This is a genomic window from Pseudoalteromonas sp. SR44-2, from assembly GCF_014163745.1.
GTDB lineage: Bacteria > Pseudomonadota > Gammaproteobacteria > Enterobacterales > Alteromonadaceae > Pseudoalteromonas > Pseudoalteromonas distincta.
The window spans coordinates 64,432-77,020 of record NZ_JACJDW010000021.1; the positions used below are offsets into that span (position 1 = coordinate 64,432).

Here is a 12,589-nt window from a genome sequence, read left to right on the forward strand (position 1 = left end):
AACTAAGAGTAACTTATTGGAATTGAGCTATCTTTTTTTCGAGAATTTTAATTTGTTTAGTCACAGCCGATACGTTTTTCTTATATGTTTTATTAATTATTTTTAGTTTTTTAGTAATGTCTTTAGTAATACGCTTTTTATCATCAATGGCTAAAATATGATTTAACCGCTCTTGTTGTTTGTATTCAGCACGCTCTTTATTACGATCAAGTATTGTTAGTTTATGGTTATTACTGCGAAGCTCTGCCTGTAAGCCAGATAGAAGCCTTTCACGCTCCAGTTCGTTTAGTTGTTTAGTGTAGTCAACCTTAGGACCAGAATACTGATTACCCGTTGTGTTAACTTTATAAGTCGTTGCTTCGTCGTCACAGGGGAGTTGAGAAAAGACAGTGCCTTTTTCTGTTACACATTTGTAGTAAGTGGTATCGCTAAAGCTAAAAAAACTGATAAGTAAAAAGCTAGAATGGAGAATATAACGAGAAGTTTTAAACATACATGTCATCCTTGGTTTTTATATCTAACAACAATATAAAACTATAACCTAGCTTGGTGGTATATCAAGCTAGGTTAGGATAACTGTTATTGGGTAAAGGTTTTGAGCTTTTTAATACTCTGTACTAAAAATGGGATATCTAAACCTTGTTCAATAGAAAAACCTTCAGCGGCGGAAATGTTTTTAAAGTTACCATCTGAATCTATTAAGGTAATCCTATCTTTTTTATAGGCTATAACAACACCCTGAGAGTAGTTCACGCCCATATCGTCTTTTTTCTTGTATAGATTAACGCCTAGCATTGTTTGCTTGGCAATAGCTTTGCAATTTAAATATTGCCCAACGCTTGTTGCAATTAAATCGCTAGGTTGAATTAGCCCATCTACTTTAGAAATACGTTTGTCAGAGCTGTATAAAGTTGAGGTGGTTACTACTTCTTGCTTGTTATTGGCAAGACTAAAAGCAAAAACCTGTGTTTCATCATCTCGAACAGTAGGGGTATCACTCGCTTTAATTACTCGAATAGCACTAGAGCTATGTGCTTGATCATTAATAAAGCTTAGTTCTTCAATGCCATTTACTTCAATGCTACGGCGCTGACTTTGCCAAACAGGGAGTGTTTGCTCGGTTAAAATTGCTGCTTTATAAAAAGCGGGTAAACCATAAACTAAGCTAAATAGCGTATCGTCATGATTTGTTGGCTGTAAAAACTGCTCTGTTTTATGCATGTTTTTATTCTCGGCAACAAATTTTTCGAGTTGTTGTTGAGTTTCAAATACAAATATATCTACATTAGCTTGTGTGTAGTCCTCGCATTTTTCAAGCGGGCTTGGCATTTGATAACTAATATTTTGGTTATTAATTTTTACGTTGTGTGCTTGCTCGTAGCTTTCTATATCTAGCAGATCATTTTTAGCTAACAAGCTTTTAGCAGTAGTAGGGTATGAAAGTGGCAAAACATTATCTTGTTTTGTTACGTCAAAGTTTAAATTGGCGTCAGCCCAAATATGAATACTGTGGCTAAGCGAAAAACACACGATTAAAAAAGAAATTGCGTAACGTGCAAATTTATATTGCTTTAAACGCTCAAGGTGGTGCCATGTGTAATTACTAACAAGTAGCTGAAAGCCTAAAATAACAACAACAATACCACTGGCTAAAATGGTTGTTAAAGCAGGAGAGCTTGTTAAACGATGCCACAACAATGAAATGATTTCAGGTAAGGCAGATATACTTAGGTGATAACCTAAATTAACATACACATAAGCATCAAGAGTAAGCAATGAAGCACCTACAGTGGCTATAACAGCGGCCATGCCACGAATGTGCCGTGGGTAGGGAAATATTAAACTAAGCGGAAATACCGTCAGCACAAACGCTAAAAAGGCTATAAAACTAGTGTGGCTTAGCCAAGTAACTAGCATATAGGTAATGCCTAAAAAGCTTGTAGGTGGCGAGTCTGCAAATAAATAGCTTAAGCTAATAAGCAGGGCTAAGCCGATATTGGCAAAGGTAAACCAATGCCCCCAACTTAGCAGCTGACTCGCTTTTGATGAAAATTGATTATGCTGCGATAAATTCATAAATTTTATTTAACCGACTGCGCGAGCGCTTTTGCAAAGTTCTCGGTTACAGCTTGTCTTTTCCCTGTTGGTACATGCTCTTTTAAGATATGCGTGATAGAATTTCCTAAACACATAAGACTTAAATCAACCGGCGCATTGTGTTTAGTTAGCACATCAATAAGCTGATCGACGATTTGTTCTACTTCTTCATTAGAGTATTTTGATAAGATTGGCATTAGTTGGTTCAATAAAATAGTTATATTCTCGTATTTTAACACTAGAGGCGTGAAAAACAAAGATGACAACAGACGTTAAAAAATTAGTCGTTCACTATGTAGACAAAAAAGACGACGATACGCAAATTCACCTTCGAAATGATGAGATGATAATTAACGATAAAGTAGCCGTTTTTATCGAACAATTACATCATGCATACAATGGTAAACCTGGTAAAGGTTATTGTGCTTTCAGTGGTGACAAAAACAGTGTTGTAGCATCTGCAATGCAAAGTTACCGTAATGATGAGTTAGGCTTTTGGCATATGACCGAGCAAGCCTCAACGGTTTTAAAAGAAGAGCTTGATAAGTATGCATTTAGTGAAACAGGCTATTTAGTATTTTGTCATTACCAGTACGTTGCAACTGATTACATGCTAATTGCGATGATTAACATCAAAGAGCATTATTCTATGACCTCAGAGCTTGATTTAGCCGCTTCTCGTCATTTAGACATATCACGCATGCAACTTGCTGCTCGTATCGATTTAACAGCGTGGGATACACAAGCTGACGACAACCGCTATATTTCATTTATAAAAGGGCGAGCTGGACGTAAAGTTGCTGACTTTTTCTTAGACTTTTTAGGTTGTGAAGAGGGTATTGATTCAAAACAGCAAAGCCAAGTAATGCTAAGCGCAGTAGAGGATTATTTATCTGAGCAACAATTTGATAAATCAGAAAAAGACGATTTACGTAAACAAGTTTTTGACTACTGTAATGACTGTGTGACAACTGGTGAAGATGCCAGCGTAAGCGAGCTATCTGCAACGCTTACAAAAGGCGATGACAGCCCGTTTGATAGTTTTTGTAAAGAACAAAGCTATGACTTAGAAGAAACTTTCCCTGTTGATAAGAAAACCGTAACCAGCATGGTTAAGTTCTCAGGTCTTGGTGGTGGTGTGAGTGTAAGCTTTGAACGTAAACACTTAGGTGAGCGTGTTACTTATAACGAAGCAACCGACACACTTGTAATTAAAGGTATTCCGCCAAATTTAAAAGATCAGCTTCAACGTTTTATGGAAAGTGAAAGCGAGTAAATTTCACAAGTAAAAAGCTGATTTAAGAGCGCGGTATTTATATCGCGCTTTTTTGTATCGGTATATAAATTCGTTGCATCGGAAAAAAACCTTAAATATTTATTTCACATAGAGAAGTGAAAGAGGAGTAAATAAGAAACACAAGCTAATCTTATTCACGGTGTTAAATTTCGGCTGAAGTCGTGAAGCTTGCTTAAACGAGAAGCACCGCTTCTGTTTATTTAATTTCTTTGCTAACAAAACCACTAAAAGATCTATTTCACATAGAGAAGTGAAAGAGGAGTAAATGAGAAAACACAAGTCATGCTTTCTTGGCAGGCTTAGCCTTATTACTACCTCTAAAAGCGCAGCGTCTCTTTACCTCTTTGTGAATAAATCGCTTATTGTGGGCGTGAAGAAACTTTAATAATTATTCAAATCATATAAATAAAAAAGCCCCGCTATTTATTAAATAGCGGGGCTTTTAAATGAATGTTAGTTATTAATCAACACTCATTGTTTTAGTCATTGCAGAACTTGCACGACCAGCGGGTTTGATTGAACCTGCACGTAAACCACTGTCTGGCACTAGTTCACGTTTATCGTGAGCCATTGCTACAGACGTATGTTTCACTTCGCTATCAGCTACAGGAGTAGGTTGTGCCATTGGCGCACTTGCTGACCCTTGAGTAACCGCTGTTTTAACATGCGGTGCTGATTTTTCAGTTTTCACTTTTGCTTCAACTTTAGCAGGCTCTTCAGTTACTACTGGCGTTTCAGCTTTAGCAGGCTCTTCAGTTTTCACTTTTGCTTCAACTTTAGCAGGCTCTTCAGTTATTACTGGTGTTTCAACTTTAGCAGGCTCTTCAGTGGCTACTGGTGTTTCAACTTTAGCAGGCTCTTCAGTGGCTACTGGCGTTTCAACTTTAGCAGGCTCTTCAGTGGCTACTGGTGTTTCAACTTTAGCTGGCTCTTCAGTTGCTACTGGGGTTTCAGCTTTAGCAGGCTCTTCAGTTGCTACTGGCGTTTCAACTTTAGCTGGCTCTTCAGTGGCTACTGGTGTTTCAACTTTAGCTGGCTCTTCAGTGGCTACTGGCGTTTCAGCTTTAGCCGGTTCTTTAGCTTTTACTGGCTCTTCTACAGCTTCAACTTTTGCTAAGTCTTCAACCGCAACGGCTTGTTCAACTTGTTGCGACGCATCTACCGGTGTTTCTTCTGATTTAGCTTTAAGTTCTGCTTCGTATTCTGCAGCAGCTTGGTCAGCAACTGGAATAAATGCAGGAGCTTCATCAGATTTAACTTCTGCTTCACTTTCAGGGCGACGACGACGTTGACCAGATGCACGAAGATGACGAGGAGAACGACGTGAACGTGTACGTGTTTGCTCTTGTTCGTCTTCAGTAGCTACTGTTTCATCGTTAGAATCAACAACATCAACTTTCTCTTCTTTAATGTGAGCTGTTTTTTCTGCCGGAGTTTGCTTTTGCTTTTCTACAGCAGGAGCTTGCTCTTGAACTTGTGGAGTTTCAGTTACAGCCGTTTGCTCAGGTGCTTGCTCTGTTGAGTTAGCTTGCTCAGCTTTTTCATCTTGCAGACGTACTTTTTTACGTATGTTACGACGTTGACGGCGAACTTTAGGCTTTTGCTCTTTTGGCTCTGCAGCTTGTGCTGGCTTAGAATCAGTTTCTACTTCCGCCTTTGCAGGGGCTTCAGTTTTAACTTGATCTTTTTCTTGGTTTTTATGCTCTGGACGCTTACGAGAGTTAGGGTTACGACGGCGCTTGTTGCGGTTCTCGCTTCTCTCTTGAGTCTCGGTGCTTGCTGCTGAGTCAGTTTTAGCTTCCTCTTCAGCGGCTGGACGCTCATTGCGCGGCTTGTTGGTGCGTGGGTTATTACTACGACGACGTTGATTGTTATTACGACGACGATTATCGTTACCACGACGCGCATTATTGCGCGTTTCTTGCTGCTCTTTTTCTACAGCTTCTTTTTTCTCTTCTTCAGATTCACTTGCAAATAACGACTTAAACCAATTACCAATAGCAGCTAGTAAGCCACCTTCAGTTTTAGTTTGTACTGGCGCTGCAGGCTCTACTGCTTTAGCCGGAGCTGCTTGTGGAGCTGGAGTAGAAGGCATAACTACGCCTTTTAGCATTGGCTCTTCACGTACTGGTGCACTAGGAGATTTTGACATCTCAAATACTTCAGGCTCCGGCGCAACAACTTGTCCATAGCTTACAGTTTCAAGTGTTTCGTCTTTACGTAAGCGCATAACTTCATAATGTGGTGTTTCCATATGTTGATTTGGAATAATCACTACGTCACATTTATGATGTTTTTCAATGCGATGAACACTACGACGTTGCTCATTTAATAAATAAGCGGCAACAGCAACAGGCACTTGTGCATTTACTTGTGCTGTATTGTCTTTAATTGCTTCTTCTTCAATTAAGCGAAGAATTGAAAGTGCTATTGATTCGTTTGAACGAATAGTACCTTGGCCACTACAACGTGGACATGGGCCTTGGCTTGCTTCACCTAATGAAGGACGCAAACGCTGGCGCGACATTTCAAGTAAACCAAAGCGTGAGATTTTACCAATTTGAACGCGAGCACGGTCTGGGCGCGCTGCATCTTTTAAACGATTCTCTACTTCACGTTGATGGCGTGGAGGAGTCATATCGATAAAGTCGATTACAATTAAACCACCTAGGTCACGAAGACGTAATTGACGTGCAATTTCATCGGCCGCTTCTAAGTTTGTATTAAGTGCTGTCTCTTCAATATCGCCGCCTTTAGTTGCCTTAGACGAGTTGATATCGATAGACGTTAGTGCTTCAGTAGGGTCAATTACAATTGAACCACCAGAAGGAAGACGTACTTCACGCTGGAATGCAGACTCAATTTGGCTTTCAATTTGGTAATGAGTAAATAAAGGCGTGTCACCTTGATAAAGCTTAACACGGCTCATAAAGTCAGGACGAAAACGCTCAATGTGCGCTTTAGCTTCTTCAAAAACACGTGGTTTATCAATTAAAATTTCGCCAATGTCACGACGTAAATAATCACGTATTGCGCGGAAAATCACGTTGCTTTCTTGGTGAATCAAAAACGGTGCTTTAGCGCTATCGGCTGCTTGTTTAATTGCATCCCAGTGTACTAATAGTGCTTTTAAATCGTAGTTAAGTTCTTCAAATGATTTACCAACACCGGCTGTACGAACAATTAAGCCCATGCCTTTAGGTAGTTCTAAACGGCCTAAAGCTTCTTTAAGTTCAGTACGCTCATCACCTTCAATACGACGAGAAATACCGCCAGCACGAGGGTTATTAGGCATAAGAACTAAATAGCTACCAGCAACGCTGATAAAAGTAGTTAACGCTGCGCCTTTTTGGCCGCGTTCTTCTTTATCAACTTGTACTATTACTTCTTGACCTTCTTTTATTACGTCGCGAATGTTAGGGCGACCATGAAAAGTGTAACCTGCAGGGAAGTAAGTACGTGCAATTTCTTTTAAAGGAAGGAAACCATGGCGGTCAGCACCGTAATCAACAAATGCTGCTTCAAGAGATGGTTCAATGCGAGTGATTTTGCCTTTATAAATATTGGCTTTTTTCTGTTCGTGACCTGGGCTTTCGATATCTAAATCATAAAGGCGCTGGCCATCAACCAGTGCTACGCGCATTTCTTCTTGCTGCGTTGCATTGATTAGCATACGTTTCATATTGTTACTCTACTTATTTATGTCGCTGACATGACGATGTTTTTCTCGCCTGTTCAGTTGTCCCTATTTTTAGAATGTGCAGCCTCACGACTGGGTCTTTAACGGAACGGCTCTGTATCTCGTATGCAGTATTTTAAATGCTGGCAAACAATAGCGATTATTACCGCTATTAAATTCTTAATGGTGCTAAAACTGTCGGCTTTTCAGCTACGTTTACAAGTTTTACCCAGAAGTCGGCCTGTCATATTAATCTTACTAAATATCATTCATATTAGGCGCGTAGGGCTCATTAAGTTGGTGAGCAATACATACTGATGTATCGCTAATATCCGTTTTAAGAGCAAAAATCGCTACCGATGTTAATGAACGCTTATTTATTAGATTTTTTTAATTCTAAATAAGCTGCTATACGGTACTACAATAATTGAGCTAGTGCTGAACGACGTTTTTTACGTCGTCACTATCAGACAAATTATCTGTTCATTGCTTTCTCTAGCACATTAAAAATCGCTTCATGTTCAAACTTAACCAGCAATATATTACGCGCATTGCCGTTAATTGATCGCACGTGTTAACTGAGGAGGCATAAAAGCTTTGGAAAACTTAACTCGGATCTGTATGATCGGCTACCCAGAATGTGCATCACGAATGTTTTAATGTGTTAAAAAGCACCGTTGTTATTTGCAAATACTAAATATTTGCGCTGCTGATTATCCCACTATTATTACAGTGTTAGCAACTAAATTATTTTACTTAAATTAGTGATTAGGCAATGTCAGAAAAAAACGACTTACAAGTAACTTATGTCACGATCAATGAAGACCATTTAGGTCAGCGTATTGATAACTTTCTTATTACCCATTTAAAAGGGGTGCCTAAAAGCGCTATTTATAAACTTTTGCGCAAAGGTGAGGTACGCGTTAATAAAAAGCGTATTAAACCTGTATATAAACTGCAGCTTGACGATGTACTGCGTATTGCACCTATCAGAGTTGCTGAGCGTGAAGAGTTTGTACCATCAAAGTTAGACAAAGTAACTCGCCTAGAAGACGATATTTTATTTGAAGATAAATACCTTATCGTCATAAATAAACCTTCAGGTATGGCTGTTCATGGTGGCAGTGGTTTAAGTTATGGTTTAATTGAAGCATTGCGCGCACTTCGCCCAGAAGAGCGCAGCCTTGAGCTAGTTCATAGGCTTGACCGTGATACATCGGGTTGTTTACTTATAGCGAAGCGCCGTTCGGTGTTAACCGCATTGCATGAACAACTTCGTGAAAAAACCATGGAAAAAAATTACTGGGCACTTGTAGAAGGGCAGTGGGACTCTAAAACTAAAAACGTGACCGAAGGGCTGCGTAAAAATACACTTAAATCGGGTGAACGCGTAGTACGTGTAGATAACACTGAGGGCAAGCCTTCGCATACGCGTTTTAAAGTACTTGAACGTTTTAACGATTGCTCACTTGTACAAGCATCACCTGTTACAGGACGTACGCACCAAATTCGTGTTCATACGCAATGTAAAGGTCATCCTATCGCGTGCGATGATAAATACGGTGACCAGGGGTTTGATGAATCTATGCGTAAAGTTGGGTTAAACCGTTTATTCTTACATGCACACGATTTAAGTTTTTATCATCCTAAAAACGAAACAACGATGCGTATTGAAGCGCCCCTTGATAAAATGCTTAAAAATACATTACTAAAATTACGAGACGCAAAACAGTGATTGCAGTGACGCCAATTAAAAAATATAAACTCGTCATTTTTGATTGGGACGGCACCGTTATGGATTCAGTCACTAAAATAGTTAACTGTATTCGTAGTAGTGCTGAGTTACTTAATTTAGTGGCGCCAAGTGACGAAGCCATTAAAAATATTATTGGTATGTCGCTTGAAAAAGCAATTGATGTTTTATTTCCCGATAATGTGGCACAGCATCAAGCGCTAATTAAGGGGTATAAACACCAATACAGTGTGGATACTACTCCCACGCCTGTATTTGCTAATGTTGTCAGCGTTTTAAATGCCTTAAAAGAGCAGGGCATTGTTTTAGCGGTTGCAACAGGTAAAGGTAGGGGGGGGTTAGATCGTTTGCTTGAACAAAGTCAATTGCGCCATTTTTTTAGTGCAACACGTACAAGCGATGAAGCGCAATCTAAGCCGTCTGCGGATATGCTGTATCAATTACTTGAAGAACTTGGCATAAGCGCTCAAGACGCTGTAATGATTGGTGATACCCAAATAGATATGACAATGGCAAAAGCTGCAGGCATGGATAGAATTGGCGTAACAATGGGTGTACATAACGCACAGCAGCTGAACAAGCTTAGCCCTGTTGCAACGGTAGATAATTATCTGCAATTGCAACAGGTTTTGCTTGGCTAATTTATTTAATTAGAATTTGCTTTGAGCGGTAAGCACATCAATACCAAACTCAGCCAGTAATTGGCTGAGTTTAATTAATGGTAATCCAATTAAGCTATTAGGATCGTCTCCGCTTAGTTTTTCAAATAAACAGATACCCAATCCTTCACTTTTAAAGCTGCCAGCACAGTTATAAGGCTGCTCTGCGTCGCAATAAGCACTAATTTGTGCATCACTTAGGGTTTTAAACGTCACATTAAAAGGTTCTACGCAGGTTTTTTTTGTTCCAGTTACAATATCGTAAACACAAAGCCCAGTTAAAAATGTTACAGTATTACCGCTAAATAAATTTAGTTGTTTTAGAGCATTTTGTTTATTGTGCGGTTTACCTAAAATTTGATTGTTAAACACAGCGACTTGGTCTGATCCAATTGCTAACCCTTTTTTAAAGTGTTTATTAGCTGCTGAGGCTTTTAACTCACTTAAACGCTTAACCAGTTCAGTAGGTGTTTCGCATTCAAGTGCTGATTCGTCAACGTCGGGTGAAAACGTATCAAAGGGTAAATTAAATTTTTGTAATAAAGACTGCCTAAAAGGCGAGCTTGACGCTAAAATGAGTGGAAGCTTCATGGACTGTTTTCCTACGATAATTCAGATTGAGTTAGGATAAATCAGATCCGAGAGTAAAACACGTTAAAAACCAAGTAAAAATGGTTTTTTACTTTGACTAACAAACTAACTATCTATATGATGCAGCCCCTATGCAAAAGGTGAAAATTCCCATCACTCTTCATCCAGGCAAAGCAGCGCAGCACCGTTTATCGTATGACGGAATTGTACCGCTTGAAAAACTTACTCGTTTAGAGAAAGTTGTGCAGGAAGAAGTAGGTGAAATAGCGGTAAAAATACATTGCAAAAACGATGATCAAGGTTTCGCTGTGATTAGAGGCAATTTGTCCACACATGTTACTGTCATTTGTCAACGTTGTAATGGTGATTTAGGGTTGGATTTGGTTCAAGACTTTGCATATTCACCAGTAGGTGAAGATACAGAGTTAGATATTTTTCCTGAAGACTACGACGAAGTAGCACTTGATGAAAATGGTGAAGTTAACGTTTTTGATTTAATTGAAGACGAACTAATTTTAGCAATTCCATTAGTGGCTACCCACAACGAAGCTTCATGCAGTTATTCAGCAAAGCCTGCCAGCTTTGGTGTATTAAAGGCGGAAGATGATAAACCTAATCCATTTGATATTTTGAAACAACTTAAGAAAGATTCTTAGGAGAAGACTATGGCTGTACAAAAAAGCAAAAAGTCTCGTGCAAGACGCGGCATGCGCCGTTCACACGATGCGATCAGTGGTCCAACTTTAACTGTAGATCAAACATCTGGTGAGACTCATCGTCGTCACCATGTGACTGCAGATGGTTACTACAAAGGCGTTCAAGTAATTTCTAAATAAGAGATTACTTATATGCTGAAAGATCTAACCATAGCGTTAGATATGATGGGGGGCGATTACGGCCCCCGTTCATCTATTCCTGCTGCCGTTCATGCGGTAAACGCTCATGCCAATTTAAGTCTCATTTTATGTGGCAATGAAGACGTTATATCTAAAGAACTCGAATCCCTCGATTCTTTATCTCATCCAAGACTCATAATTCGTCACTGTAGTGAAATAGTCACTAACGCCTGCGAACCTGCAATTGCTGTACGTTCAAAAAAAGATTCATCTATGCGTGTTGCCCTTGATTTAGTTAAATCGGGCGAAGCACAAGCGTGTGTTAGCTCAGGCAATACCGGCGCTTTATTTTTTATGGCTCACTACGTATTAAAAATGCTGCCAGGTGTTAAACGTGCCGCACTCATTTCATCTGTTCCTACAGAAAGCCAAAACCCAGTATATTTACTCGACTTAGGTGCTAATGTGCATTGTGATGCGCAAATGCTGTATCAGTTTGGCATTATGGGCTCTGTAGTTGCTGGTCAAGCACTTGGCTGTGATAACCCTCGCGTTAGCTTATTAAATATTGGCGCTGAGGACATTAAAGGCCACGATGATATTAAACAGGCTGCACAATTAATGCAGCAAAGCCCACATATTAATTACATTGGTTACAGCGAAGGAAGTGATATTTTTTCTGGCAAGGCTGATGTTATTGTATGCGAAGGGTTTGTGGGTAACGTGGCGCTTAAAACATGCGAAGGCATTGCCAAGCTTATTATGAATAAGTTTACAGCTGCGCTCGAAAAGCACCTTTTGTATAAATGTATGGCGTTTATATTGCGTCCAATAATAAAAAAACTCTATAAAAGGGTGAACCCCGACCAGTATAACGGTGCTTCTCTGGTAGGATTGCGCGGTATTGTCGTTAAAAGTCATGGAAATGCGTCAGCTAAAGCATTTCAAGCAGCAATTGATGAAGCGGTAAAAGAGGTTGAACGTCAACTTCCTGATAAAATAGCCGCTATTTTCGAAAAAACACATTCTAAAGACACGGCGGTTAATCAATAATTGATGTGCCGTGTATTTCATTATTTATTTGTTTAATTAAAAAGAGCAAAGTATGGCACAAAAAATTGCACTTCTATTCCCAGGTCAAGGCTCGCAAAGCGTTGGTATGTTACAAGAGCTACTAGAGAGTTCTGACATTGTTAAAGCAACATTTGCAGAAGCATCAGATGCACTGGGTTACGACTTAGCAGAGCTAGTTCTTAATGGCCCAGAAGAAAAATTAAATCAAACTCACCGTACACAACCTGCATTATTAACTGCAAGTGTTGCTATTTACCGTGATTGGCTTGCAGCAAACCCAGATGCAGACGTTGTTATGGCCGGTCACAGCTTAGGTGAATATTCAGCACTAGTATGTAGCGACGTACTAAGCTTGAGCGAAGCTGTTAAGCTTGTTGAAAACCGTGGTTTATACATGCAAGAAGCTGTACCTGCAGGCGTAGGTTCAATGGCTGCTATTATTGGCTTAGGCGATGAAGAAATAAAAGCGGCATGTGCTGCCTCAGCGCAAGGTGAGGTTGTATCTCCAGTTAACTACAATTCTCCTGGCCAAGTTGTTATTGCAGGGCATAAAGCGGCAGTAGATAGAGCATCACAAGCATGTAAAGATGCTGGTGCTAAACG

General features: G+C 39.6%; 12 protein-coding genes. 7 read left to right on the forward strand and 5 right to left on the reverse strand.

Annotated features, from left to right (window positions below):
• Positions 1-13 precede the first annotated feature (13 nt).
• The 3 genes from H5115_RS13610 to H5115_RS13620 all read right to left on the reverse strand — a co-directional run bounded on the left by H5115_RS13610 (position 14) and on the right by H5115_RS13620 (position 2,294).
• Positions 14-493, reverse strand: coding sequence for a DUF4124 domain-containing protein (locus H5115_RS13610; protein ID WP_024596961.1), 480 nt, complete (start codon positions 491-493; stop codon positions 14-16).
• Between the two features lie 86 nt (positions 494-579).
• Positions 580-2,076: a DUF3413 domain-containing protein gene (locus H5115_RS13615; protein WP_182675348.1), complete on the reverse strand. Its 1,497-nt coding sequence runs from the start codon at positions 2,074-2,076 to the stop codon at positions 580-582.
• A 5-nt stretch (positions 2,077-2,081) separates the two neighbouring features.
• Positions 2,082-2,294: a DUF1414 domain-containing protein gene (locus tag H5115_RS13620; RefSeq protein ID WP_002961475.1), complete on the reverse strand. Its 213-nt coding sequence runs from the start codon at positions 2,292-2,294 to the stop codon at positions 2,082-2,084.
• A gap of 62 nt (positions 2,295-2,356) precedes the next feature.
• Between H5115_RS13620 and yejK the strand changes: the two genes are divergently transcribed.
• Positions 2,357-3,373, forward strand: coding sequence for a nucleoid-associated protein YejK (gene yejK, locus H5115_RS13625; protein ID WP_182733246.1), 1,017 nt, complete (start codon positions 2,357-2,359; stop codon positions 3,371-3,373).
• 481 nt (positions 3,374-3,854) lie between these two features.
• Here yejK and rne read toward each other — a convergent pair whose 3' ends face one another.
• Complete coding sequence (gene rne / locus H5115_RS13630; RefSeq protein ID WP_182755778.1) at positions 3,855-7,076, reverse strand: ribonuclease E; 3,222 nt, start codon at positions 7,074-7,076, stop codon at positions 3,855-3,857.
• Between the two features lie 772 nt (positions 7,077-7,848).
• On the opposite strand from rne, the gene rluC reads away from it, so the two are divergent.
• Together rluC and H5115_RS13640 are read left to right on the forward strand one after the other, a co-directional pair.
• Complete coding sequence (gene rluC / locus H5115_RS13635; RefSeq protein ID WP_182755780.1) at positions 7,849-8,808, forward strand: 23S rRNA pseudouridine(955/2504/2580) synthase RluC; 960 nt, start codon at positions 7,849-7,851, stop codon at positions 8,806-8,808.
• On the forward strand, positions 8,805-9,467 hold the full coding sequence (locus H5115_RS13640; RefSeq protein ID WP_182755782.1) for an HAD-IA family hydrolase: 663 nt from the start codon (positions 8,805-8,807) through the stop codon (positions 9,465-9,467). The genes rluC and H5115_RS13640 overlap by 4 nt, the downstream gene beginning before the upstream one ends.
• Positions 9,468-9,476: 9 nt before the next feature.
• Here the strand turns inward: H5115_RS13640 and H5115_RS13645 are convergent, their stop codons facing one another.
• Positions 9,477-10,076 carry a nucleoside triphosphate pyrophosphatase gene (locus tag H5115_RS13645; RefSeq protein WP_138488900.1) on the reverse strand — a complete coding sequence of 200 codons (600 nt, stop codon included), beginning with the start codon at positions 10,074-10,076 and terminating at the stop codon, positions 9,477-9,479.
• Between the two features lie 131 nt (positions 10,077-10,207).
• On the opposite strand from H5115_RS13645, the gene yceD reads away from it, so the two are divergent.
• The 4 genes from yceD to H5115_RS13665 all read left to right on the forward strand — a co-directional run.
• Positions 10,208-10,732 carry a 23S rRNA accumulation protein YceD gene (gene yceD / locus H5115_RS13650; RefSeq protein WP_149592585.1) on the forward strand — a complete coding sequence of 175 codons (525 nt, stop codon included), beginning with the start codon at positions 10,208-10,210 and terminating at the stop codon, positions 10,730-10,732.
• 9 nt (positions 10,733-10,741) lie between these two features.
• Positions 10,742-10,912 (forward strand): 50S ribosomal protein L32, encoded by a 171-nt coding sequence (rpmF, locus tag H5115_RS13655; protein WP_002962381.1) that lies wholly within the window; start codon positions 10,742-10,744, stop codon positions 10,910-10,912.
• 12 nt (positions 10,913-10,924) lie between these two features.
• On the forward strand, positions 10,925-11,965 hold the full coding sequence (plsX, locus tag H5115_RS13660; RefSeq protein WP_002962380.1) for a phosphate acyltransferase PlsX: 1,041 nt from the start codon (positions 10,925-10,927) through the stop codon (positions 11,963-11,965).
• A 52-nt stretch (positions 11,966-12,017) separates the two neighbouring features.
• Positions 12,018-12,589: ACP S-malonyltransferase (locus H5115_RS13665; RefSeq protein WP_182755784.1), on the forward strand; the 572-nt coding region annotated here is incomplete at its 3' end.